18 protein-coding genes and 1 pseudogene are annotated in these 25360 nt (G+C 70.6%); 10 read left to right on the top strand and 9 right to left on the bottom strand.

Annotation, left to right across the window (positions count from 1 at the left end; all coding sequences use genetic code 11):
* The first annotated feature begins 465 nt into the window (after window positions 1–465).
* Together glgP and IF11_RS0114020 are read left to right on the top strand one after the other, a co-directional pair.
* The gene (gene glgP / locus IF11_RS0114025) at window positions 466–3048 is read left to right on the top strand and encodes an alpha-glucan family phosphorylase (RefSeq protein ID WP_030351892.1); all 2583 of its coding nucleotides are present in this window, start codon (window positions 466–468) and stop codon (window positions 3046–3048) included.
* A gap of 253 nt (window positions 3049–3301) precedes the next feature.
* A complete protein-coding gene (locus IF11_RS0114020) occupies window positions 3302–4537 on the top strand; it encodes an alginate lyase family protein (RefSeq protein WP_030351891.1) in 1236 nt (411 codons plus the stop codon).
* Window positions 4538–4580: 43 nt separating this feature from the next.
* Here IF11_RS0114020 and IF11_RS42045 read toward each other — a convergent pair.
* A pseudogene (locus IF11_RS42045) lies at window positions 4581–4802 on the bottom strand (IS200/IS605 family accessory protein TnpB-related protein); the annotation flags it as partial.
* A gap of 162 nt (window positions 4803–4964) precedes the next feature.
* On the opposite strand from IF11_RS42045, the gene IF11_RS0114015 reads away from it, so the two are divergent.
* Window positions 4965–6380 (top strand): DUF2252 domain-containing protein, encoded by a 1416-nt coding sequence (locus tag IF11_RS0114015; protein WP_030351890.1) that lies wholly within the window; start codon window positions 4965–4967, stop codon window positions 6378–6380.
* 94 nt (window positions 6381–6474) lie between these two features.
* Here the strand turns inward: IF11_RS0114015 and IF11_RS0114010 are convergent, their stop codons facing one another.
* From IF11_RS0114010 to IF11_RS0114000, 3 genes are all read right to left on the bottom strand, one after another.
* Window positions 6475–6885: a VOC family protein gene (locus tag IF11_RS0114010; RefSeq protein ID WP_030351889.1), complete on the bottom strand. Its 411-nt coding sequence runs from the start codon at window positions 6883–6885 to the stop codon at window positions 6475–6477.
* Between the two features lie 81 nt (window positions 6886–6966).
* Complete coding sequence (locus IF11_RS0114005) at window positions 6967–7368, bottom strand: helix-turn-helix domain-containing protein (protein ID WP_206300695.1); 402 nt, start codon at window positions 7366–7368, stop codon at window positions 6967–6969.
* Between the two features lie 33 nt (window positions 7369–7401).
* The gene (locus IF11_RS0114000) at window positions 7402–8367 is read right to left on the bottom strand and encodes a threonine/serine dehydratase (RefSeq protein ID WP_030351887.1); all 966 of its coding nucleotides are present in this window, start codon (window positions 8365–8367) and stop codon (window positions 7402–7404) included.
* A gap of 55 nt (window positions 8368–8422) precedes the next feature.
* Between IF11_RS0114000 and IF11_RS0113995 the strand changes: the two genes are divergently transcribed.
* Window positions 8423–9100: a TetR/AcrR family transcriptional regulator gene (locus IF11_RS0113995; RefSeq protein WP_030351886.1), complete on the top strand. Its 678-nt coding sequence runs from the start codon at window positions 8423–8425 to the stop codon at window positions 9098–9100.
* A gap of 114 nt (window positions 9101–9214) precedes the next feature.
* Here IF11_RS0113995 and IF11_RS0113990 read toward each other — a convergent pair whose 3' ends face one another.
* The 5 genes from IF11_RS0113990 to glgX form a co-directional block, all read right to left on the bottom strand.
* Window positions 9215–11251 carry a M4 family metallopeptidase gene (locus tag IF11_RS0113990; protein WP_030351885.1) on the bottom strand — a complete coding sequence of 679 codons (2037 nt, stop codon included), beginning with the start codon at window positions 11249–11251 and terminating at the stop codon, window positions 9215–9217.
* A gap of 413 nt (window positions 11252–11664) precedes the next feature.
* On the bottom strand, window positions 11665–12291 hold the full coding sequence (locus IF11_RS0113985; RefSeq protein ID WP_030351884.1) for a TetR/AcrR family transcriptional regulator: 627 nt from the start codon (window positions 12289–12291) through the stop codon (window positions 11665–11667).
* Between the two features lie 47 nt (window positions 12292–12338).
* Window positions 12339–14276, bottom strand: coding sequence for an ABC transporter ATP-binding protein (locus IF11_RS0113980; protein WP_078490666.1), 1938 nt, complete (start codon window positions 14274–14276; stop codon window positions 12339–12341).
* Window positions 14273–16129: an ABC transporter ATP-binding protein gene (locus IF11_RS0113975; RefSeq protein WP_051745872.1), complete on the bottom strand. Its 1857-nt coding sequence runs from the start codon at window positions 16127–16129 to the stop codon at window positions 14273–14275. The genes IF11_RS0113980 and IF11_RS0113975 overlap by 4 nt, the downstream gene beginning before the upstream one ends.
* A gap of 87 nt (window positions 16130–16216) precedes the next feature.
* On the bottom strand, window positions 16217–18430 hold the full coding sequence (gene glgX, locus IF11_RS0113970) for a glycogen debranching protein GlgX (RefSeq protein WP_420894613.1): 2214 nt from the start codon (window positions 18428–18430) through the stop codon (window positions 16217–16219).
* Between the two features lie 323 nt (window positions 18431–18753).
* Between glgX and IF11_RS0113965 the strand changes: the two genes are divergently transcribed.
* The 6 genes from IF11_RS0113965 to IF11_RS0113940 all read left to right on the top strand — a co-directional run bounded on the left by IF11_RS0113965 (window position 18754) and on the right by IF11_RS0113940 (window position 25296).
* On the top strand, window positions 18754–19938 hold the full coding sequence (locus tag IF11_RS0113965; RefSeq protein ID WP_078490665.1) for a L,D-transpeptidase: 1185 nt from the start codon (window positions 18754–18756) through the stop codon (window positions 19936–19938).
* A gap of 227 nt (window positions 19939–20165) precedes the next feature.
* On the top strand, window positions 20166–21458 hold the full coding sequence (locus IF11_RS0113960) for a L,D-transpeptidase (RefSeq protein ID WP_030351879.1): 1293 nt from the start codon (window positions 20166–20168) through the stop codon (window positions 21456–21458).
* Window positions 21459–21597: 139 nt separating this feature from the next.
* On the top strand, window positions 21598–22368 hold the full coding sequence (locus tag IF11_RS0113955; protein WP_030351878.1) for an enoyl-CoA hydratase/isomerase family protein: 771 nt from the start codon (window positions 21598–21600) through the stop codon (window positions 22366–22368).
* Window positions 22369–22620: 252 nt separating this feature from the next.
* Window positions 22621–23145, top strand: coding sequence for an ATP-binding protein (locus tag IF11_RS0113950; protein WP_030351877.1), 525 nt, complete (start codon window positions 22621–22623; stop codon window positions 23143–23145).
* 73 nt (window positions 23146–23218) lie between these two features.
* On the top strand, window positions 23219–24049 hold the full coding sequence (locus IF11_RS0113945) for a polysaccharide deacetylase family protein (protein ID WP_030351876.1): 831 nt from the start codon (window positions 23219–23221) through the stop codon (window positions 24047–24049).
* Window positions 24049–25296, top strand: a complete 1248-nt coding sequence (locus IF11_RS0113940; protein WP_078490664.1) for a YncE family protein — start codon at window positions 24049–24051, stop codon at window positions 25294–25296. The genes IF11_RS0113945 and IF11_RS0113940 overlap by 1 nt, the downstream gene beginning before the upstream one ends.
* Window positions 25297–25360 lie beyond the last annotated feature (64 nt).

Genomic DNA, 25360 nt, shown 5'->3' with positions numbered 1-25360 from the left:
GGTTCGGTGGAGCTCGTTCCGTCGAAAGATCTGCTGTCTTTGCGAGGTTTTGATGTTCTTTGTAGCTGCTCGGTAGACGACTGGGAGGCTGCGGGCATGGCCGCTCCTGTCCGCGTTCACTCGAATAGCGCTGGAATCGTCCTCAATTGTGTGGGGACGCGCTCGTGTGCGGTGCGATGAGCATGCGTATGTGCCGGGTGTACCGGGGGAGCCTTCCCACTCTTTTCGGGTGGGCAATCCGGCGGATTGTTAACTACTGCGGCGTACAAGAACCACCCGGGCGCACGATCACTAACGGCAAGGTTCAGGCCATGAATTGGGGGGCAGGGCGCGGACACCCCCGGGTGAGTGCGCGTGTGCGCCGTGGTTGCGGAGGGTGAGGTGGGGCTACCGTCAAAGGGACGGCGGGTCGCACAACGTGGTGCGTCCCCTGTGGCTCGTATGTCCCCTGCGAAGGTGGAACACGTGAAGGCAATCCGTCGGTTCACCGTCCGCCCCGTCCTGCCCGAACCACTTCAACCGCTCAGCGACCTCGCCCGCAATCTGCGCTGGTCCTGGCATACCGAGACCCGTGAGCTCTTCGAATCCGTCGACCCCGCCGGCTGGCGGGCCACCGGCCGCGACCCCGTACGGCTGCTCGGGGCGGTGTCCGCCGCGCGCCTCGCCGAGCTGGCCGGGGACCGTCCCTTCCTGGACCGGCTGACCGCCGCCGCGGCCGGCCTCGACACCTATCTGCGCGGCGAGCGCTGGTACCAGGAGCGCGCGGGCCAGGGCGCCGAGCTGCCCGCGGCCATTGGCTACTTCTCGCCGGAGTTCGGGGTCACCGCGGCCCTGCCGCAGTACTCCGGCGGGCTCGGCATCCTCGCCGGTGACCATCTCAAGGCCGCCAGCGATCTCGGCGTACCGCTGATCGGCGTCGGGCTGCTCTACCGGCACGGCTACTTCCGCCAGTCGCTCTCCCGGGACGGCTGGCAGCAGGAGCAGTATCCGCTCCTCGACCCCAACGAACTCCCGGTCACCCTGCTGCGCGAGCCGGACGGCACCCCCGCGCAGATCGTCCTCACCCTCCCGGGGCAGCGCTCGCTGCGCGCCTGCGTCTGGCAGGCGCAGGTCGGACGGGTCCCGCTGCTGATGCTCGACTCGGACGTCGAGGAGAACGGTCCGGGCGAACGCGAGGTCACCGACCGGCTGTACGGCGGCGGCAGCGAACACCGCCTGCTCCAGGAGATGCTGCTCGGCATCGGCGGGGTCCGGGCGGTCCGTACGTACTGCCGGCTCACCGGCCACCCCGGTCCCGAGGTGTTCCACACCAACGAGGGACATGCCGGATTCCTCGGCCTGGAGCGCATCCGCGAGCTGGTGGCGACCGGCCTCGGATTCGAGGCGTCCCTGGAAGCCGTCCGGGCCGGCACGGTCTTCACCACCCACACCCCGGTGCCCGCCGGGATCGACCGCTTCGACCGCGAACTGGTGGCCCGCCACTTCGGGGAGGACGGCGAACTGCCCGGTGTGCCCGCCGAGCGCGTCCTCGGCCTCGGCATGGAGACCTACCCCGGCGGCGAGCCGAACCTCTTCAACATGGCCGCGATGGGGTTGCGGCTCGCCCAGCGCGCCAACGGCGTCTCCACCCTGCACGGCGCCGTCAGCCGCCAGATGTTCGCCGGGCTCTGGCCCGGCTTCGACCCGTCGGAGGTGCCCATCACCTCCGTGACCAACGGGGTGCACGCACCGACCTGGGTGGCTCCCGAGATGGCCCGTCTCGGCGACCCCGAGCACGTGCCCGACGCCGAGGTCTGGGCCGTACGGCGCGCCCTGCGCGAGCAGTTGGTGACCGAGGTACGCACGCGCCTGCACGCCTCCTGGCGCCAGCGCGGTGCCGAGGCCGCCGAGCTGGGCTGGATCGACGGCGTCCTCGACCCGGACGTCCTCACCATCGGCTTCGCCCGCCGGGTCCCCTCGTACAAACGCCTCACGCTCATGCTGCGCGACCGCGAGCGGCTGACCGAGCTGCTGCTCCACCCCGAGCGGCCGATCCAGATCGTCGTCGCGGGCAAGGCCCATCCGGCGGACGACGGCGGCAAGCGGCTGGTGCGGGAGCTGGTGCGGTTCGCCGACGATCCGCGGGTGCGGCACCGCATCGTCTTCCTGCCCGACTACGGGATGGGCATGGCCCAGAAGCTCTATCCCGGCTGCGACGTCTGGCTGAACAATCCGCTGCGGCCCCTGGAGGCGTGCGGCACCAGCGGAATGAAGGCCGCCCTCAACGGCTGTCTCAACCTGTCGGTCCTGGACGGCTGGTGGGACGAGTGGTTCGAACCGGACTTCGGCTGGGCCATCCCCACCGCCGACGGCTCGTCCGCCGACGAGAACCGCCGGGACGAACTGGAGGCGAACGCCCTCTACGAACTGATCGAGGACCGCGTCGCGCCCCGCTTCTACGACCGAGGCGGAAGCGGACTGCCGGACCGCTGGATCGAGATGGTCCGGCGCACGCTGGTGTCGCTCGGGCCGAAGGTGCTCGCGGGACGGATGGTGCGTGAGTATGTGGAGCGGCTCTACACCCCGGCCGCCGCCGCCCATCGCGCACTGGACGCCGACACCGCCGTGGAGCTGGCGTCCTGGAAGTACCGCACACGCACGCTCTGGCCGTATGTGTCGGTCGACCATGTCGAGGCGGTCGCGGCGACCGGCGTCGGCGGCGGGGCGGGCGGCGGCGCCGAGCTGGGCTCCACGCTCTCGCTGCGGGTGAGTGTCGGCCTCGGCGAACTGCGCCCGGAGGACGTGGAAGTGCAGGCGGTCGCGGGGAGGGTGGGCTCCGACGACACGATCGTGGACGCCCAGACCTTCCCGCTCAAGCCGGCCGGCGGGCCCGATCTGGACGGCCGCTGGGTGTACGAGGGCCCGCTCGCCCTGGACCGTACGGGCCCGTACGGCTATACGGTCCGGGTGCTGCCGGCCCATCCGCTGCTCGCCACCAGCGCGGATCTGGGGCTGGTCGCGCTGCCGACGGAGGCGACGGGGGAGGGCGCGGGCGTGCTGATGCGGTGAGGCAGGTGCGGATGCGCCGAGGGCCGAGCGCGAGGGGCCGGACATCTTCGGGTGTCCGGCCCTTCGCGCTGCCCGTTGGGGGGCCGCTGCCCAACCGCCTCGCACCGCCCCATGGATCCTCATTGGTCCAGACCTTGACGTGTCCATGGGATGGTTCTACGTTCCTCACTCAACAACTGGTTCACAACTCAACCCCGCGTTCATGTGGGTGAATCGAGTTGAGGAACGTCCAGCGACCGGAAGGCACCCCCACATGCGCCCCGGATCCATCCCCCGAGTCCTCGGACTCGCCACCGCCCTCGCCGGCGTACTCGCCGCCGCCTTCATGACCCCCGCCTCCGCCGAGAAGGCGCCGGACGCCGCACCGGCCAGGCCCGCCACCGCCGCGGTCGCCGCCGCGCCGGCCAACTTCACCCACCCCGGGGTGAACCTCAACACCGCCCAACTCGACTTCATCCGCGGCAAGGTGCAGGCCGGGGCGCAGCCCTGGAAGAGCGCCTACGACCAGATGATGGCCGGCAAGTACGCCAGCCTCTCGCGTACGGCCAAGCCACGCGCGATCGTCGAGTGCGGCTCGTACTCCAACCCCAACAACGGCTGTACGGACGAGCGCGAGGACGCGATCGCCGCGTATACGGACGCCCTCGCCTGGTACATCACCCGCGACGACCGCTACGCGCAGAAGGCGATCCAGCTCATGGACGCCTGGTCCGGCTCCATCCAGGACCACACCAACAGCAATGCCCCGCTCCAGACCGGATGGGCCGGATCCTCGTGGCCCAAGGCCGCCGAGATCATCAAGCATGTGTACGGGAACTGGCCGAACGCCGGCCGGTTCAGCACGATGCTGCGCACGGTCTATCTGCCCGAGATCATCAACGGCTCCAACTCCAACGGCAATTGGGAGCTGACGATGATGGAGGCGGCGGTCAGCATCTCCGTCTTCCTCGACGACGGGGCGAGCTACGACAAGGCGATCAGCAAGTACCTCGTCCGCGTGCCCGCCTACATCTATCTCGCCTCCGACGGCGCGCTGCCCAAGACCGTTCCGAGCCAGAACCTCAACACCCGCGACAAGATCGTCAGTTACTGGCAGGGCCAGGGGACCTTCATGACCGGGCTGACCCAGGAGACCTGCCGCGACTTCGTGCACACCGGCTACGGCATCTCGTCCGTCGGCCATGTCTACGAGACCGCGCGGCTCCAGGGCCAGGACCTGTTCCCGCAGGTGGGCGAGCGGCTGCGGCAGGCGCTGGGCTTCCAGGCCAAGTACGAGATCCAGGCCGAGCCCGTACCGTCCTCGCTCTGCGGCGGCAGTGTGACGCGCGGCCTCGGACCGATCACCGAGGTCGGCTACAACGCGCTCAACACGCGGCTGGGCTACGCGATGACCAACACGCAGCGGCTCACGGAGCAGCAGCGGCCGTCGGGGACGAACAATCTGTTCGTGGCCTGGGAGACACTGACGAACGCGAGCAACCCTTCCTGAAGACTGAGTGGGAGCGAGTCCTGTTGCCGGAACTCGTGCTCAGCCGTGTGTCCCGAACGGTTGTGGGCACACTGGTCTCCCGCGTTCGCTCCGCGTCCGGGCCCGTCGCATCGTGTGCGCGGTCCGGGAACGCGGGGCGGGTTCCCTCACGTCCTCGGGCACTCGGTCCGGCCTGGGCGGTCCCATGCCCGCGACGATCGCTCCGGTCGTCGTGGGGCGGTGCCGTCTGTCGCCGGACCGGGTGTCCGAGGGCACGTCGTCCGATCGGCGGGCGATGCGGGGATACGCCGGGATGCGGGCGGCAGGGGACCGCGGATAATAGACGGGTAGGGCGAAGGCAGGAGCGCGGGCGGGGGCAGCCGGGCGGGACCGCCGGTGCAGCCTCGTACTCCGGCGCCACCGCACTCTCGGACGGGAAGTGCACGCCATGACCAAGGCCGGCGGAGTCTCCGATGACAGGCGACCCTTGTCGCCGCGGGAGCGGGCGGACAGGGGCAGGGCGGCCCGCAAGCGAGCGCCGAGATCCAGCCACGCCGGGTACACCCCCGTCGAGAAGCGGCCGGACCCGGTGGACGTGATCGAGGAACAGTCGGCCATGCGCGTACCGGAGCTCATACCCATCCGCTACGGACGCATGACGGAGTCGCCGTTCCGCTTCTACCGGGGCGCTGCCGCGATCATGGCCGGCGATCTGGCTGCCACCCCCACCTCCGGCATCAGGGCGCAGCTGTGCGGAGACGCGCATCTGATGAACTTCCGGCTGCTCGGCTCGCCCGAGCGGCGCTTGGTGTTCGACATCAACGACTTCGACGAGACCCTCCCGGGCCCCTGGGAGTGGGACGTCAAACGGCTGGCCGCGAGCCTGGTGATCGCGGGACGCGAGAACGGCTACTCGGCGAAGCAGCGGGCGGAGATCGTCCGGGCCGCCGTACGGTCCTACCGCGAGCGGATGCGGCTCTACGCGGGCATGGGCAATCTTGCGGTGTGGTACGACAGCGCCGACACGGAGCAGCTCCAGAGAGTGGCGGCCCGGAGGCTGAGCGCGAGGGGCCGGGGGCGGGTGTCGAAGGCCATGGCGAAGGCGCGTACCAAGGACAGCCTCCAGGCATTCGCGAAACTCACCCGGCTCCACGACGGCGAACGCCGGTTCGTGGCCGACCCGCCGTTGGTCGTGCCGATCGACGACTTGCTGGAGAGCGCCGAGCGGGACCGGATCTCCCGTGAACTCCACGCACTCGTCGAACGGTACGGACGGAGCCTGTCCACGGAGCGGGCGCATCTGCTCAGGCAGTACCGGGTGGCCGACATCGCACGCAAGGTGGTCGGGGTGGGCAGTGTGGGAACCCGCTGCTGGATTCTGCTGCTGCTGGGCAAGGACGACGAGGACCCCCTGATCCTCCAGGCCAAGGAGGCCGACCACTCGGTGCTCGCCGCGCATGTCGGCGAGAGCGAGTACGACAACCAGGGACAGCGCGTGGTCGCGGGACAGCGGCTCATGCAGGCCGTCGGCGACGTCTTCTTGGGCTGGGACCGGGTGATGGGGGCCGACGGCCGTCAACGGGACTTCTACGTACGCCAGTTGCACGACTGGAAGGGCATCATGGTGCCGCAGATCATGGTGCCGAGGGGAATGCGGGTATTCGGCGAACTCTGCGGAGAAACCCTGGCCCGCGCCCACGCCCGCTCGGGCGACCGCATCGCCATCGCCGCGTACCTGGGCGCGGGGGAGGCGTTCGACGCCGCGCTGGCGGAGTTCGCGGAGAGCTACGCGGACCAGAACGAACGCGACCACCAGGCGCTGGTGGAGGCGGTGGGGAAGGGGAGAGTGAGGGCGGAGGGGTAGTCGGGGTGCGCCCCGCCCGTGTGCGAACGTTCCGGCCCGCCCCGACCCGACTGCCCCTCGGTCCCGACCCGACTGCCCCTCGGTCCTGCCCCGGTCAGACCTTCGGCTGCGTGAAGCGGATGCTGTTGCCGAAGGGGTCGCGGAGGCCGCAGTCGATTCCGTACGGGCGGTCGGTGGGTTCCTCGGTGAACTCGACGCCCCGCGCCAGCAGCGCCTCGTACGTCTTGCGGCAGTCGTCCGTGCTGAAGATGAGCGAGCCGCCCGTCGCGCCCTTGGTCACCAGCTCACGGACCTGCTGTGCCGTCTCCTCGGACATCGCCGGAGGGCCCGGCTTCTCCAGCAGGATCTGGCGCTCCGGGTGGCCGGGGACGCTTACGGTGAGCCAGCGCATGAAGCCCAGGTCGACATCGGCGTTGACCTCCAGGCCGAGCTTGCCGACGTAGAAGTCGAGGGCCTTGTCCTGGTCGAGTACATAGATCTGTGAGTGCGTGATCGCGTTGAACATGTGCCTCACGCTACCGAGCGAGCCCGATGAAAACTTATCCAAAACTGCTCAGCCGACGGCCGGTGCGAGTAGTGCGGACGATCAGGCGTGCGGCCGCGTCCACGCCATCGTGAAGCACGTCGGTACGTTCCGTACGTTCGTGGCCGTCGCTTCCTTGCGGTACTCCCTCGGTGACCGGCCGACGATGGCGCGGAACGTACGGCTGAAGGTTCCCGGGCTGCCGAAGCCGACCTGGAAGCAGATGTCCGTCACACTGCGGTCGGTCTCCCGCAGCAGGGACATCGCGCGCTCGACACGGCGCCGCTGCAGATAGTGGTGCGGTGTCTCGCCGAACGTGGCCCGGAAAGTGCGTGCGAAGTGCGCCTCCGACACATGGGCGATCCGGGCCAGGGCCGGGACGTCCAGCGGCTGCGCGTAGGCGCGGTCCATCGCGTCCCGTGCCCGGAGCATCCGGCGGTTGGTCTCCTCTGCGGCGCGGCTCACCGTGCCATCACACCACGCCCCTCCACCGGTCACTCACTCACGCTCGTCCGTCCCCGCCAGCGACCCCACATCCGTGTTCGCCCCGCACAGCACCACGCAGATCCGTTCACCCTCCTCGGGCCGGTACCCGTACCCCTCACCCTCCACGGTCAGCGCGGCGAGAGCCGTCGCCGCGGCGTGTTCGACCGCGAGGCGGTGGTCCGTCCACAGCGTGCGGCGGGCGCGGGTGATCTCCCGGTCCGGGACCAGGACGGAGCGCACATCGTCGTGCTGCGCGGCGCGCAGCGCGAGCGCCGAGGCGCGGGAGGCGCCGAGGGAGTCGGAGGCCACGGAGTCGACCGGGACCTCGACCACCCGGCCGGCTTCGAGCGCGGCGTTCAGGGCGCGGCAGTTCTCCGGTTCGACCGCCACCGTCCGGATGCCGTGGTGCCGCGCGGCGGTGGCCACCCCGGCGAAGAGCCCGCCGCCGCCCACCGCGACCACCACCGTGTCCAGCTCCGGGATCCGCTGGTGGATCTCCTCCAGCAACGTGCCCGCGCCCGCGGCGATCAGCGGGTTGTCGTACGCGTGCGAGGCGAGCGCGCCGGTCGTCGCGGCGAAGTCCTGGCACGCGGCCAGCGCCTCGGCGTACGACGCGCCGGTCAGCCGTACCTCGGCGCCGTACGAGCGGAGCCGGGCGACCTTCACCGGCGGCGCGGTCTCCGGGAGGAACACCGTGGCGGTCACGTTCTGCTGCCGGGCGGCCCACGCGCAGGCGAGTCCGGCGTTGCCGCCCGAGGCGATGGTCACGCCCGCGTCGGGGAGGGTGCCCTCCTCGCGATGGGCGCGCAGGAAGTTCTGGGCGCCCCGGGCCTTGAAGCTGCCGGTGTGCTGAAGGTGCTCCAGGGCCAGCCAGAGCTGGGCGGCGCCGGGATCGGCGGGCGCCACCGCCACGGGGCGTACGTGTCCCGCGATGCGGTCGGTGGCCTGCTTGATGTCGTCGTAGCTGAGTTCTCGCACCGGCTGCTCCTCGTTCGATACGGCGTATCGTACGCTGTACCGTACGCTGGCAGGCATGCCCCGGCAATCCGCTTCCCTCGACTCCGCCACCCCCGGCCGTATCGCCGCGACAGCGCTCGCGCTGGTCGACGAGGAGGGTCCGGGAGCCCTGAGTTTCCGTACGCTGGCCGCCCGCCTCGGTGTCGCCCACGCCACCGTTCAGCGCCGCTGCACGGATCTCGCCGGGCTGCTCGACCTCTGCGCCGACCACCTCGCGGCCGATCTGCCGGACATCCCGCCCGGCACCGACTGGGCCCGCGCCACCGAGGCCCGCTTCCGCCGGCTCTACGAGTCGCTGACCGCCCACCCGGGGCTGCTCGCCCTGCGCGGCGGGCGGCCGTGGCTCGGGCCGCAGCTGCTGGGGCGGCTGGTGGAGCCGCAGCTCGCCGACAGCATCCGGGCGGGCATGACGCCCGAGGAGGCGATCAGCGCGTACCGCCGGATGTATCTGCTCACCCTCGGCAGCGCGACCTTCGTCGATCACCGCGATCCGAAGTCCTCGCTGGCGATGACCCGGACCGCGCTGGCGGCGCTGGATCCGGCGGAGTTCCCCGTACTGACCGGGCATCTCGCCGCCATCCTGCCCGCCGTCGTGGACCACGAGGTCTTCTACGGCGCGCTGCGCCAGCTCGTCCGCGCCGCCGATCCAGCCGGTCACGCCCGGCAGCGGACCGAGCCGCGCGCGGACGCGTGACCGACTCCCCTGCGGCCTCATCCGGCTAGTGCCGCGACCGGCAGACGGAACCGCCCGGGGTGTCGTCACACCCCGGGCGGTTCCGCCGATCGTACGGTCTTACGGCAGTACGGCTCAGCTCGTCGGGAAGGTGAGCTTGAAGCTGTTGATACGGCCCGTGTCCTGCGCCGCGACATCCTGGACCTTCAGCTGCCAGGTGCCGTTGGCCACCTTGGACGAGGCGTTCACGGAGAACGTCTCCACGACATCGTCCGCGGAGTCGCTGCCGCTGGCGTTCTTCAGCCGGAACGCGGTGCCGTCCGGGGCGACCAGGTCGATGACCAGGTCACCGCGCCAGGTGTGCGTGATGTCCACGCCGACCAGGAGGTTGGACGGGGCGTTGCCCGTGACTCCGGTGACGGTGACCGACGAGGTCACCGCGGCGCCGTTGTCCGGGATGGCGACCGCTCCGGTGTTCTCGAAGACCGTGCCGCCCCCGCCGCCGCCACCGGGGCGGGTGCCGACCGAGATACCGGCCCAGGCGTTCGCGACGGCCGTGTACTCGGCGCTGGTGGTGCCGTACAGCTCACCGGCGACCGCGAGCGTGCCGGTACGGGCCGCCGCGTAGTTGGTCGTGGAGGTGAACTTCGTGGTGAGCGCCTTGAACCAGATCTGCTCGGCCTTCGCCCGGCCGATGCCGGTCACCGGCAGACCGTCGGAGGTCGGGGAGTCGTACGAGACACCGTTGACGACCTTGGCGCCGCTGCCCTCGGAGAGCAGGTAGAACCAGTGGTTCGCCGGGCCCGAGGAGTAGTGGACATCGACATTGCCGATACCGGAGTACCAGTAGTCCTTGGACGCGCCGTCCTTGCTCGGCTTGTCCATGTACCGCAGCGGGGTGCCGTTGCCGTTGATGTCGATCTTCTCGCCGACCAGGTAGTCACCCGGGTCCTGCGGGCTGTTGGCGTAGAACTCGACCGCCGCGGCGAAGATGTCGGAGGTGGCCTCGTTCAGACCGCCGGACTCGCCGCTGTAGATCAGGCCCGCCGTGTTGGCGGTGACGCCGTGGGACATCTCGTGGGCGGCCACGTCGATGGACGTCAGCGGCTTGGCGTTGCCCGAGCCGTCGCCGTACGTCATGCAGAAGCAGCTGTCCTGCCAGAAGGCGTTGACGTAGCCGCTGCTGTAGTGGACCCGGGAGTACGCGCCGACGCCGTCACCGCGGATGCCGGTGCGGCCGTGCACGTTCTTGAAGTAGTCCCAGGTCTCCCCGGCGCCGTAGGCGGCGTCGGCGCCCGCGGTCTCCAGGTTGGCGGGGGCGCCGTTGCCCCAGGTGTCGGTGGAGTTCGAGAACAGCGTTCCGGTCCCCGACGTACCGCGGTTCAGGTTGTACGTCTTGTGGCTGCCGCGGCCGCCGTCGGTCAGGTTGTACGTCGACCCCGACTGGGTGGAGCCGAGGGTGACCTGGCCGCTGTACTGGGTGTTGCCCACGCCGTTCTGGACGCCCTGCCACTCGTAGAGCTTCTTGCCGGTGGCGGCGTCGGTGACGACATGCAGCTCGTTCGGGGTGCCGTCGTGCTGGAGTCCGCCGACGACGGTCTCGTAGGCGAGGGTCGGGGAACCCTGCGCCATCCAGACGACCTTGCGCGGCGCGCGGTCGGCCTCGGTCTTCTTCGAACCGTCCGCGGCGGCGGCGCCCAGCGCCTGCTTCTCGGCGACGGCCGGCGCGATGTCGGCCGTGGTGGCGACGTTCTTGAGCGCCGACGTGGACGCCTTGCTGACGGACTGGGTCGCGCCCGCCTTCGTCGCCGCGACCACGAGGTCACCGCCGAGGACCGGAAGGCCCTGGTAGGTGCGCTCGTACCGGGTGTGCGTGGTGCCGTCGACGTCCTGGACGACATCGCGGACGACGAGCTTCTCCTGTGCCCCGAGGCCGAGCTCCTTGGCGGTGGCCGCCTTGGTCGCGTCGGCCTCGCGTATCAGCGCGGCGCGCTGGGCGGGGGAGAGGGTACGCGGCAGCGCTCCGGGGTCTGCCTTGCCGGCGACGGGCGCGGCGGGCGCGCTGTCCGGCTGGGCGGTGGCGGTGCCGGCCTGGACGCCGACGGTGAGGAGAGCTGCTGCGGCGATCAGAGCGCCGGTCGCGGTGGCGCGGCGGCTGAGCGTGGGTCTCACGCGAACTCCTTCTGCGAGGGGGGTTCCGGGCAGCTCGGTGGGCCGTCCGGACAGTGCACGCGGAGCAAGGTGGTGCGGAGAACGGGGGAAGAGTGGCAGGCGTGACCGCTCGCTGTCAGGAGCGCGTCAACAAGTTGGCCGGAATTCGTCCGCTGCCTGAAAGGCCTTGTTCGTTAAGCGGACGTTTCGTCGATCATTGCGGTGGTGTTTCCGGGGGTTCGCGGGGGCCGGATCCGGACAGGGTGCGGAGATCCGGCGGGCGATGCGCGACGTTGTGGATTGTGAACGGGTGGGGTGCGAGGGGCCGGTGTGCCGTGACGCGATCGCTTCGGATTGTGGCTCGTTTCGTACCACCGGCGGTACGCGGCGGACGCGATGCGTGGCGCGCCGCCCGGCCCTAGAGGCCGTGGGGCTCAGAGGCCGCGCGCGGGCCGGTACGAGTTGATCAGCCGGGCGAGATGCGTCCCCGCCGTACGCAGCGGCTCGTCGCTCCTGGACACCTGGGCCGCGAACTCGGCGCCCTCCAGCGTGCTGATCACCGTATGGCCCAGGCTCCGGGCGTCCTCGTCGGGGATCCCGGCGCGGCGGAGCGCGTCGGCCACGAGCCCGCGCCAGTTCTCGAAGGCCAGGGCGGCGGCCCGCTGGATGTCGGGTGCGCGGCCGGCCGTCCCGAGGGCGGTGGCCGTGACCGGGCAGCCGTCGATCCAGTCGGAGGCGCGCAGGCCCGTCGCGAGGCTGTCGGCACAGGCGATGACCGCCTGGGCCGGGTCCGGTTCGCCGTCCAGCACCTCGCGCAGGATCGTGGCGAACTCCCGGTCGCCGTGATCGATCGCGGCGACGGCCAACTCCTGCTTCCCGCCGGGGAAGAAGTGGTAGACGGAGCCCAGCGTGGCGTTGGCCTCCTGGGCGATCTGCTTGATCCCGGCCCCGTCGTACCCCTGCCGCTGCATCAGCCGCGAGGCCGCCCTGACGACCCGTTCGCGGGTGCCGAGCGTGGCCTGCGGGTCTCCGTCCGAGTGGTGCCGCGCGGTGGTCTTCACCAGGTCAGGGTATCGGGCAGAGCGTTTGTCCTACCCTGCGGCCGGGGTCAGGCCAGGCTGTCGCGCCAGGCTTGGTGGAGGCCCGCGAAGCGGCCCGTGCCGGCGATCAGGTCCTTCGGGGTGCCGTCCTCGACGATGCGGCCGTGTTCCATCACCAGCACCCGGTCCGCGATCTCGACCGTCGACAGGCGGTGCGCGATGATCACCGCCGTACGGCCGTGCAGGACCGTGTCCATCGCGCGCTGGACCGCGCGTTCGCCCGGGATGTCGAGGGAACTGGTCGCCTCGTCGAGGATCAGGACCGCCGGATTCGCCAGCAGCGCGCGGGCGAAGGCCACCAGTTGGCGCTGGCCCGCGGAGATCCGGCCGCCGCGTTTGCGTACGTCCGTGTCGTAGCCGTCGGGCAGGCCGCTGATGAACTCATGGGCGCCGATGGCCTTCGCGGCGCGCTCGATGTCCTCGCGGGAGGCGTCCGGGCGGCCCAGGGCGATGTTCTCGGCGACCGTGCCGGAGAACAGGAACGCCTCCTGGGTCACCATCACCACCCCGCGCCGCAGCTCGGGGGTGTCCAGCTCCCGCAGATCGACGCCGTCGAGGAGGATCCGGCCCTCCGTCGGGTCGTAGAACCGCGCGAGCAGCTTCGCCAGCGTGGATTTGCCGGCGCCCGTCGAGCCCACGACCGCGACCGTCTGGCCGGCCGGGATCGTCAGTTCGAAGCGCGGGAGGACCTCGCCGCCCGTACGGTACGCGAAGCTCACCCCGTCGAAGACGGCCTCACGGCCCGGGAACTCGCCGGTGAGCGCGGGCAGCGTCCGGGGGTCCGACGCCTCGGGCACCGAGGGCGTCTGGGCCAGCAGACCCGCGATCTTCTCCATCGAGGCCGCCGCCGACTGGTACGAGTTGAGGAACATCCCCAGCCGGTCGATCGGGTCGTACAGCCTGCGCAGATACAGCACGGCCGCGGCCAGCACCCCCAGCGCGAGCGTGCCGTCCGCCACCCGGTAGGCGGCCCACAGGACGATCGCGGCGACGGCGGTATTGGCGACGAACCGGGAGCCGATCACATACCGGGCCATCTCCAGCAGCGCATCGCCGTTGTTGCGTTCATGGCGGTGGTTGAGCGCGTGGAAGTCCGCGTCATTGGCGCGCTCGCGCCGGAACGCCTGCACCGGCCTGATGCCGTTCATCGTCTCCGCGAACTTCACGATCACGGCCGCGATCGCGGTGGAGCGCCGGCCGAAGACCACCCCCGCCCGCCGCTGGTAGACCCGCACCAGCAGATACAGAGGGACGAAGGAGAACACGGCCAACGACCCGATCCCCACATCCAGATAGAGCAGCATCGCCGAGATGTACACAAAGGCCAGCACCACCCCGATGAGTTCCTGAAGACCCTCGCCGAGCAGCTCGCGCAGCGACTCCACATCGGTGGTCGACCGGGAGATCAGCCGCCCGGAGGTATAGCGCTCATGGAAGTCCAGGCTCAGCGCCTGGGCGTGACGGAAGATCCGGCCGCGCAGATCGAGCAGTACGTCCTGGTTGACCCGGGCCGAGACCCGGATGAAGGCGTACTGGAACGCTCCCGAGCCCAGCGCGCAGATCAGATACCCCGCCCCGACGGCGTACAGCGGCCCGTTGTCGCCGTCGCGGAAGGCGGGCACACCGCGGTCGATGGCGTACGCGACGATCAGCGGGCCCGCCTGGGAGGCGGCCTGCTGGAGCAGCAGGAGCAGCGCGGCCAGCGCGACCCTCCCGCGCCGGATCTTCAGCAGGGACCGCAGCAGAGCGCCGGTCGCGCCCGGGGGCGCGGGCAGGGCGTCCTGGCCGAACGGGTCGTCGGCCGCGGTGACGTTGGGAGCGGCGGGTGACGCGAGGGACCCCTTGTCGGCGGGCTCGAACGGGCCATTCGTGTCACGGCCATTCGTGTCACGGCCGTTCGCGTCCGGGCCCGTCGCGTCCTGGCCCGTGGTGGTCGACGTCGTCATCGGATGCTCTCCTCAACAGCCCCGGAAGCGGTCTCGGAACCGGACTCGGAACCGGCCGCTGATCCGGGATCCCGCTCCGCCCCGGACATCAGCCACGCGTACTCCTCGCTGCTCCGCAGCAGCTCCTGATGGGTGCCGACAGCGGCGACCCGGCCCCCCGAGATCAGCGCCACCCGGTCGGCGAGCAGCACCGTCGACGGCCGGTGCGCCACCACCAGCGCCGTGGTCTCCCTGAGCACCTGCCGCAGCGCGGCCTCGACCAGCGCTTCCGTATGCACGTCCAGCGCGGACAGCGGATCGTCGAGCACCAGGAAGCGCGGCCGGCCGACCACCGCCCGTGCCAGCGCGAGCCGTTGGCGCTGGCCGCCGGAGAGGCTGTGCCCCTGCTCGCCGACCTCTGTCCCGGTCCCCTGCGGCAGATCCTCGACGAACCCGGCCTGAGCCACGTCCAGCGCCCTCCGTAGCGCGTCCTCGTCGGCGGCCTCCGCGCCCATCAGCACGTTCTCCCCGACGGTCGCCGAGAACAGCGTCGGCTCCTCGAACGCCACCGACACCAGCTCCCGCAGCCGCTCGCGCGGCATCAGCGCGATGTCCTCGCCGTCCAGCGTGATCCGTCCGGCGGTCACCTCGTGCAGTCGCGGTACGAGCGCGGTCAGCGTGGTCTTGCCCGAGCCGGTGGCCCCGACGACGGCCATCGTCTCGCCGGGTTCGATGTGCAGATCGATACGCTCCAGGACGGGCGTGGAGCCCGCCTCGGCGTCCGGGTACCGGAACGAGACCCCCTCGAAGCGCAGCCCGCCCCCGCCCTCGGGTTCGTGCCCCGAGGCATGCCCCGGCGCGTCCCCCTCCCGTACGTCCTTCTCCTCCTGTACGTCCATCACCTCGAAGAACCGCTCCGTCGCCGTCGCGGACTCCTGGCTCATCGCCAGCAGGAACCCGATCGACTCCACCGGCCACCGCAGCGCCAGCGCCGTCGACAGGAAGGCGACCAGCGTGCCCGTGGAGAGTCCGCCGTCCGCGACCTGGATCGTGCCGAGCACCAGCGCGGCGGCGATGGCCAGTTCGGGAATGGCCATGATCACGGCCCAGATGCCCGCCAGCAGCCGCGCCTTCTCCAGCTCCGTCTCCCGCAGCCGCCGCGTGAGCGCGCGGAAGGCGAGGGACTGGCTGCGGTGGCGGCCGAACCCCTTGATGATCCGGATGCCGAGCACACCCTCCTCGACCACCGTCGTCAGATCGCCCACCTGGTCCTGCGCCCGGCGCGCGACCAGCGCGAACCGCGACTCGAAGAATGAACAGAGGATCACCAGCGGCACCACCGGGATCATCAGCACCAGCCCCAGCGACCAGTCCTGCATCAGCAGAATCAGAAAACCCACCAGGATCGTCGTCGCGTTGACCAGCAGAAACGTCAGCGGGAACGCCAGGAACATCCGCAGCAGCATCAGATCCGTCGTGCCGCGCGAGAGCAGCTGACCCGACGGCCACCGGTCATGGAACGCCACCGGCAGCCGTTGCAGATGCCGGTAGAGATCCGCCCGCATCGCCGCCTCCACACCGGCCAGCGGCCGCGCCACCAGCCAGCGGCGGAAACCGAACAGCACGGCCTCGACGATCCCCAGCACCAGCAGGAGCAGCGCCCCGAGCCAGATGCCCCCGGTGTCCCGGTCCGCGACGGGACCGTCCACCATCCACTTCAGTACGAGGGGGAACACCAGCCCGAGACAGGAGGCGACGATCGCGACAAATGCCGCGCTGAACAGACGTACGCGCACCGGTCGTACGTACGGCCACAGCCGCAGCAGAGAGCGAACGGAGGACCGGTCCTTGGTGGCTGCATGTGTTTCGGACATCAGGGGCGAGCCTACGGTTCGCCACTGACATCGCTCATGTGGTTTTCCCGTCACACCCGCTATGACTGCCACCCGCGGGCGGAGTCCTCACCCCTGCAATCTGAACAGCAGCACCGCGCGCGGCGGGACCGTGACCGTCGTCCCTCCCTCGTACACCGTGCCCGGCGCCTCCGACTGCTCCTCCCGCGTGGTGTCGACCACCAGTTCGTACGCCTGCGCCCAGGGCGGGCCAGGCAGTGCGAATTCCACCGGACGGCCGTCCGCGTGCAGGACCGTCAGGAAGCTGTCGTCCGTGATCTTCTCGCCGCGTGCGTCCCTGCCGGGGATGTCCCGGCCGGACAGGAAGAGTCCGAGCGTCGAGGCGGGCGCGTACCAGTCCTCCTCCGTCATCTCCGCGCCCTGCGGGGTGAACCACGCCAGGTCGCGCAGCCCGTCCGGGGCCTGCGGCCGGCCGGAGAAGAACGCGCGGCGGCGCAGTACGGGATGGGCGTGGCGCAGGGCGAGCAGCCGGGCGGTCAGCGCGTGCAGCCCCTGCCCGCGGGGGCTCTCCAGCAGCGACCAGTCCAGCCAGCTGACCTCGCTGTCCTGGCAGTACGCGTTGTTGTTGCCGCGCTGCGTACGGCCCATCTCGTCGCCCGCGACCAGCATCGGCACGCCCGTCGACACCAGCAGGGTGGTGAGCAGATTGCGCGACTGCCGCCGGCGCAGCGCGTTGACCGCGGCGTCGTCCGTCTCGCCCTCCACCCCGCAGTTCCAGGCGCGGTTGTCGTGCGTCCCGTCCCTGTTGCCCTCGCCGTTGGCCTCGTTGTGCTTCCGCTCGTACGACACCAGATCGCGCAGCGTGAAGCCGTCGTGCGCGGTGACGAAGTTGACGGACGCGTACGGCCGCCGGCCGCCCCACGCGTACAGATCACTCGACCCGGACAGCCGGTAGCCGAGATCCCGCACATCGGGCAGGGCGCCGCGCCAGAAGTCCCGTACGGCGTCGCGGTAGCGGTCGTTCCACTCCGTCCACAGCGGGGGGAACGACCCGACCTGGTAGCCGCCGTTGCCCACGTCCCACGGCTCGGCGATCAGCTTCACCCGGCGCAGCACCGGGTCCTGGGCGATCACCGCGAGGAACGGCGAGAGCATGTCGACGTCATGCATCGAGCGGGCCAGGGCCGCCGCCAGATCGAAGCGGAAGCCGTCGACCCCCATTTCCGTCACCCAGTAGCGCAGCGAATCGGTGATCAGCCGCAGCACCTGGGGCTGGACCACATGGAGGGTGTTGCCGCAGCCGGTGTAGTCCGTGTACCTGCGCGCGTCGGAGGGCAGCCGGTAGTAGCCGCGGTTGTCGATACCGCGCAGGGACAGGGTCGGCCCCAGCTCCCCGCCCTCCGCCGTGTGGTTGTAGACCACATCGAGGATGACCTCTATCCCCGCGGCGTGCAGCGCCCGCACCATGCCCTTGAACTCCGCGACCTGCTGCCCCCGCGTGCCGCTCGCCGCGTAGCCGGCGTGCGGCGCGAAGTAGCCGATGGAGTTGTAGCCCCAGTAGTTGCGCAGCCCGCGCCGCAGCAGATGGTCCTCGTGCGCGAACTGGTGCACGGGCAGCAGCTCCACCGCCGTCACCCCGAGCCGCCGCAGATGGCCGATGGCCGCCGGATGCGCGAGGCCCGCGTACGTACCGCGCAGCTCCTCCGGGATCCCCGGGTGGAGTCTGGTGAAGCCCCGCACATGCAGCTCGTAGATGACCGAATCGGCCCAGGGCGTCTTGGGCCGGCGGTCGTCGGCCCACTCGTCGTCGGGCGCGCCGTCATGGACGACGACCCCCTTGGGGACGTACGGGGCGGAGTCGCGGCCGTCCCGTACGGTGTCGGCCACCTCCCGCTGCGGCCAGTCCCGCACATGGCCGTAGACCTCCGGGGGCAGCCGGCCGTAATCATGCCCCTCGGCCGCGTCGACCGCGCGGGCGTACGGGTCGAGCAGCAGCTTCGCCGGATTCCAGCGGGCGCCCGTCCAGGGGTCCCAGCGGCCGTGGACGCGGTATCCGTACCGCTGTCCGGGCCGGATGCCGGGCACGAAGCCGTGCCAGATCTCATGGGTCAGCTCGGTCAGCGGCAGCCGGGTCTCGGCGCCGCTGTCGTCGAACAGACAGACCTCGACCGCCTCGGCGCCGCCCGCCCAGAGCGCGAAATTGGTGCCCGCGACGCCGTCGGGGCCCACGCGGTAGCGCGCCCCCAGCGGGGTCGGCGCGCCCGGCCAGACCACGGGCCTCGGGGCGCCGGGCCCGGGGCGGTGACCGTTGCCGTCCCGGATCGGCCTTCCCCGGTCCTTCCCCTGCTCCGTGGCCTGCTCCTTGACCTCCTCCTTCCGCTTCTCCTGCACTGCCTTCTGCTCGGCTGCGCTCGCCACTGACCGGCCTCCCGCGGCTCATCGGCCTCGCGGATCGGGCGCACGACGTCCCGGCCGTGGCTCCCCTCGCGTGGTCCTCCCACCTGTTCTGCCCGCAAGAGGGCCCGCCCTCACGTTTCCCCCGGAGGGGCGTGGTCGTTGGGCGGGACGTGAGACACGTACTGAAGCGGACAGAGCCCAAGCGGGCAGGGACGGGCGTGGCCGCCGTCCTGACATGGGCAGGACTGATGACCGGGCTGCTGGCCGGCCTGGCGGGATGCACAGGCGCCGAATCGTTCACGGAGGGCAAGTCGCGCGCCCCCGGGGACACGATCCGGATCACCCCCGAGGACGGTACGAAGGGCATCGGCCGGTCCGACCCGATCGCGGTACGGGTGCCGGACGGCCGGCTGGAGCGCGTCAAGGTCGAACAGGTGGAGGACGCGCAACCCACCGAGCTTCGCGGACGGATCTCCGCGGACGGCCGGTCCTGGACGCCGGAGAGCGGCGCGCGGATCGCGCTGGCCGCCAAGTACAGCGTCGACGCGGTGGCCGTGGACGGCGCGGGCCGTCGCTCGGCGCGCCACACCACCTTCACGACGGCGGTCCCCACCGACCGGTTCATCGGCTACTTCTCCCCGGAGAACCGTGCCACCGTCGGCACCGGCATGATCATCTCGTTCGACTTCAACCGGAGGATCCAGGACCGCGCGGCCGTCGAGCGCGCCATCACCGTGACGGCGGATCCGCCGGCCGAGATCGCCGGGCACTGGTTCGGCCACGACCGTCTCGACTTCCGGCCGCGCGAGTACTGGGAGCCGGGCACGAAAGTCACGGTCGAGCTGGCCCTGCGTGACGTCCAGGCCGCGCCGGGGGTGCTCGGCATCCAGGAGAAGACCGTCGGCTTCACCGTCGGCCGCTCGCAGGTCTCGCTGGTCGACGCCGAGGAGCACACCATGGAGGTACGGCGCGACGGGGAGCTGGTCTCGACCGTGCCGATCACCGCGGGCGCGGCCAAGACCACCACGTACAACGGGAAGATGGTGGTCACCGAGTTGTACGACGTCACCCGCATGAACGGCAGGACGGTCGGCTTCGGCGGTGAGTACGACATCAAGGACGTGCCGCACGCGGTACGGCTCACCACGTCCGGGACGTTTCTGCACGGCAACTACTGGGCGCCCGCCGAGACGTTCGGCTCCGAGAACGTCAGCCATGGCTGTGTCGGGCTGCGAGACGTGAAGGGCGGCGGCCCCGACACCCCGGCCGGCTGGTTCTTCGACCGCACCCTGATCGGTGATGTCGTGGAGGTGGTCAACTCCCGTGACCGTACGGTCGCACCCGACAACGGTCTGGGCGGCTGGAACCTGGACTGGAAGCGGTGGAAGGCGGGTTCGGCCCTCGCCGCGGTCCCGGACTCGGCCGCCGACTGAAGCCCCCACCGGCACCGGCCGGTGCTCCGGCGGGGCCCTCCGGCACGGGCCGTCCCCTCGTACAGCCCGTATGACCTGCACCGTCCCGGCCTGTTGGGACCGAATGGTGACAGACGTGAGATCACCGCACAGCTCGCGGTGTGATTATCTGTCGCGAGCGCGTGCACTCGACGCGCGGGGAGTGCGGGCCGTGGCGGGGCCAGGCCGTGCGAGGGGAGACGACCATAGTGAATGGGCTGCCGATATCGGGGACATCGGCCGGGTCGGGCCGGACGTCGCGGGACGGGAGACCGCGACGGCGAACGGGACGACGGGGACAGAGCGGAACGGGGCTGCTGGCCCTGATACTTGGGGCACTGCTCCTGCTGGTCACGGCGTGCGGCGGGGGCGGGGGCTCCGGCGCGGGCGACGGTGACAATAACGACGGCAAGGGCGCGGGGAAGGTCGAGAACGCCGCGTCGGTCGCCGTCGTGACGATCGCCCCGAAGAACGAGGCGAAGGCGGTCGCGACCACGGGCGCCCTCAAGGTCTCGGCCGACAAGGGCAAGCTGACCACGGTCACCGTCCAGGACGACAAGGGCAACCCGGTCGAGGGCAAGCTGACCGCGGACGGCACGAGCTGGGAGCCGCTCCGGCATCTCGCCGGCGCCACCAAGTACAAGGTGCACGCGATCGCCAAGGACGCCGAGGGCCGCGAGTCCGCCAAGGACACCACCTTCACCACGCTCGTACCGAAGAACACCTTCATCGGCCACTACACGCCCGAGGACGGTTCCACGGTCGGTGTCGGAATGCCGGTCTCGATCAACTTCACCCGGGGCATCACCGAGCCCGAGGCGGTGGAGAAGGCCATCACGGTGACGGCGGAGCCGTCCGTACCGGTCGAGGGCCACTGGTTCGGCAACGACCGCCTCGACTTCCGCCCCGAGAAGTACTGGGCGGCGGGTACGAAGGTGACCGTGAAGCTCAATCTGGACGGCGTCGAGGGCCGCCCCGGGGTGTACGGCGAGCAGGCCAAGTCCGTGACGTTCACGATCGGCCGCAGCCAGGTCTCCACCGTGGACGCGAGCGCCAAGACGATGAAGGTCGTACGGGACGGCAAGCAGATCAGGAACATCCCGATCACCGCGGGCGCCCCCTCGACCACCACGTACAACGGCCAGATGGTCATCAGCGAGAAGTACGCGGTGACCAGGATGAACGGCGCGACGGTGGGCTTCGGCGGTGAGTACGACATCAAGGACGTGCCGCACGCGATGCGGCTGTCCACCTCGGGCACCTTCGTCCACGGCAACTACTGGGCGTCCTCGGGCACGTTCGGCTCCGCGAATGTCAGCCATGGCTGCGTGGGACTGCGGGACATCCGCGGTGGCGGGAACAACGGCACTCCGTCGGCGTGGTTCTACAACTCCTCGCTCATCGGCGACGTGGTGATCGTGAAGAACTCGAAGGACAAGCAGATCGCCCCGGACAACGGCCTGAACGGCTGGAACATGTCCTGGTCGGAGTGGATCAAGTAAAACCTCCGCCGATGTCCCGCACGGAGAGCGGGGATACGGGCCCGGTGCGCTGTGACCAGACGCACCGGGCCCGGCCGCGTATCCGTGCCCCGTACCCGTACCCGTGCCGGAGCCGGTTAGCGCCGGTTAACCTGCACGTATGGCATTCGTGAACCTTGAGGTCTCCGGCGGCGTCGGTACGATCCGGCTCGACCGCCCCCCGATGAACGCACTCGACGCCTCCATCCAGGACCGGCTGCGCGAGCTGGCCGAGGAGGCGGGCCGGCGCGACGACGTACGGTCCGTGATCCTGTACGGCGGCGAGAAGGTCTTCGCGGCCGGCGCCGACATCAAGGAGATGCGCGGGTGGGACCACGCGGCGATGGTCGTACGCTCCCGGGCGCTCCAGGAGTCGTTCACCGCTGTCGCCCGGATCCCCAAGCCCGTCGTCGCGGCGGTCACCGGCTACGCGCTGGGCGGCGGCTGCGAGCTGGCCCTCTGCGCGGACTTCCGCATCGCCGGGGCCAACGCCAAGCTCGGCCAGCCCGAGATCCTGCTCGGTCTGATCCCGGGCGCCGGCGGTACGCAGCGGCTCGCGCGGCTGGTCGGCCCTTCCCGGGCCAAGGACCTCATCTTCACGGGCCGTCAGGTGAAGGCCGACGAGGCGCTGGCGATCGGTCTGGTCGACCGGGTGGTCCCGCCGGAAGAGGTGTACGAGCAGGCGCACGCCTGGGCCGCGAAGCTCGCCCAGGGGCCCGCGCTCGCGCTGCGGGCCGCCAAGGAGTCGGTCGACGCGGGTCTGGAGACGGATCTGGAGACCGGTCTCACGATCGAACGCAATTGGTTCGCGGGCCTGTTCGCCACGGAGGACCGCGAGCGCGGCATGCGGTCGTTTGTGGAGGACGGTCCGGGGAAGGCCAAGTTCCTCTGAACGTACACCTGTTGGCGCCGGGGGAGCGGTGCGCGTCAACCCGGCGCCCGGCTTAGCGCAACCTTAAGAGAGCCTTAAGGTATTTACCGTGATCGCTCTTGGTGATCACTCCATTGCGGGTCGTTATCGCTGGTCAGGGAGTTGTGCAAGCCCGAGTTCTGCCCTTGGCATATGCCGTTCGCGCCCCCTGGAATGACTCATTCCGGGGGGTCGATTCACCCGGAACGGCCCCCGGGAGTGCTCTGGACGGCCATGATGGGGGGCATGGCGGGCCTGGAGGGTGTGGAGCAACCGCGGCAGCGCGGCGACGCGGCCGCAGCGCGGTGGATACCGTCCGTCGACGACGAACAGGCGCACAAGGCGCTGGAATTGTTCGGTAATCCGACGGAAGCGGAAGTCCGTCTGCCCTCCCGCCCGGAATCCGCCCTCGCCGCCCGCCGGATCACCCACTGCGTGGTGCTGGAGCAGTGGGCGCTCTCGCCGCAGACCGCCGAGTACGCCGTCCTGCTCGTCTCGGAACTCGTCGGCAACGCCGTACGGCACACCGGCGCCCGGGTCTTCGGGTTACGCATGCTGCGCCGCCGCGGCTGGATCAGGATCGAGGTACGGGACCCCTCGCGCGGACTGCCCTGCCTGATGCCGGTGCACGAGATGGACACGAGCGGGCGCGGCCTCTTCCTGGTGGACCGGCTCTCCGACCGGTGGGGGGTGGATCTGCTGCCGCGCGGCAAGACCACCTGGTTCGAGATGCGGGTCTCCGACCGTCAGCTGCCTTGAGAGTGACGACCCGTAAGTCCCCTTCAACGGGTCAATCGTCACCTTTCGCCCTCCTTCCCCCTTAAATGGGGGCGTGATCCCGATCGACCGTCGCAGTGCACTGCGCGCAGGAGCCGGCGCGGCCGTGGCGGGCGCCCTCGCCACCGGCTGTACGGACAGCGCCCCCGCCACGCCCGCCGGTTCCGTGTCCGGCCCGCCGCGCGGATCCGCCCCCGGATCGCCGGCCGGGCCGTCCGCGGGAGCCAGCCCGGGGAACGGGCGGCCCGCGGCCCGTACCGCGCCCGCGCCGCGCCGGTTCCCCGGGCAGCCCACCGAGATCGCGCACGGCCCCCGCGACCGCCCGCGCGTCGCCCTCACCTTCCACGGCCAGGGCGATCCCGCCACCGCCAACGCGGTGCTGGCGGAGGCGGAACGCGCCGGGGCCCGGATCACCGTCCTCGCCGTGGGCGGCTGGCTCGACGAGCATCCCGCCCTCGCCCGCCGGATCCTGGACGGCGGCCACGATCTCGGCAACCACACGCTGCACCACATCGACATCTCCGAACTGGACGAGGCCGCGGCGTACGCGGAGATCAACGGCTGCGCCCAGCGGCTGCGCAGGCTCACCGGCTCCATCGGCAGCTGGTTCCGCCCCTCCCGCACCCAGCACGCCACCCCGCTGGTCCAGCGGCTGGCGCGGAAGGCGGGCTATCCGCATGTCCTCTCGTACGACGTCGACTCCCTCGACTTCACCTCGCCCGGCGCCGCGGCCGTCACCCGCACCGTCACCGGACAGATCCGCAACGGCTCCGTGGTGAGCCTGCACTTCGGCTACGCGGACACGGTCGCCGCCCTGCCCGCCCTTCTCGACGCACTGGAACGCCGCGGCCTGCGCGCGGTGACGACCACGGAGCTGCTGACCTGATGCTTCCCCCCACTCCACGGACCACCGAGCGGCCCACCCCGATCACTCCGATCACCTCGCGGAGCACCGAACGGATCACCAGACGGACGATCGCCCTGCTGGGGGCCGCCGCCCTCGCCCTGCTCGCGAGCTGCGCGAGCCAGGACACCGAGCGGGCCGCGCCGAAGGCGACCAAGGCCGCCGCCCGGCCCGTCGTGCCCGAGCGGAGCATGCCGGCCGGACTGCCGGGCATGCCGCCCGTGCTGGACCCCAAGGACATTTACGCCGCCGACCGGCCCGGCATGCTCTCGCCCATCGTGAAGGGCTTCCCGTCGCGGGTGTACGTGCCCAACACGCACTCCGACACGGTCTCGGTGATCGACCCCGCGACGTACAAGGTCATCGAGACCATCGACGTCGGCAGACAGCCGCAGCACGTCGTGCCCTCCTGGGATCTGAAGACCCTCTGGGTCAACAACAACCGCGGCCATACGCTCACCCCGATCGACCCCGCCACCGGCAAGGCGGGCGAGCCGGTCGACGTACACGATCCGTACAACCTCTACTTCACGCCGAACGGCAAGTACGCGATCGTCATGGCCTCGCTCGACCGTCAGCTGGTCTTCCGCGATCCGCGCACCATGAAGGTGAAGAAGACCGAGCCGGTGACCTGCGCGGGCGTCAACCACGCCGACTTCTCGGCGGACGGCCGGTACTTCATCGTCTCGTGCGAGTTCTCCGGTGAACTCCTCAAGGTCGACACGGAGCAGATGAAGGTCATCGCCCAGCAGAAGCTGCCCTTCCAGGGCGCCATGCCGCAGGACGTGAAGATCTCGCCGGACGGCAAGACGTTCTACGTCGCCGACATGATGGCCCACGGCATGTGGGTGCTGAACGGCGAGAAGTTCACCACCCCGAAGCTGCTGCCGACGGGCGAGGGATGCCACGGCCTGTATGTCAGCCGGGATTCCAAGGAGATGTACATCTCCAACCGCGGCGAGGGCACCATCTCCGTCTTCGACTTCGCGAAGAACAAGCTGGCGAAGAAGTGGCATCTGCCGGACGGAGGCAGCCCCGACATGGGCGGTGTCTCGTCGGACGGCAAGGTGCTGTGGCTGGCGGGGCGTTACGACTCCGAGGTGTACGCGATCGACACGCGCAGCGGTAACGAGATCGCCCGGATCCCGGTCGGCGGCGGCCCGCACGGACTCGCGGTCTACCCGCAGCCCGGCCGTTACTCGCTGGGGCACACGGGAGTCTTCCGCTGACGAGAGCTGACGCGGATTTGACGCGGAGTTGACGTCGGGCTGACGTCAACTCGTATCGGCGCAG

Origin of the sequence: Streptomyces scopuliridis RB72 (genome assembly GCF_000718095.1) — a bacterium.
Classification (GTDB): Bacteria; Actinomycetota; Actinomycetes; order Streptomycetales; family Streptomycetaceae; genus Streptomyces; species Streptomyces scopuliridis.
This window is presented reverse-complemented; position numbering and strand designations above follow the sequence as displayed.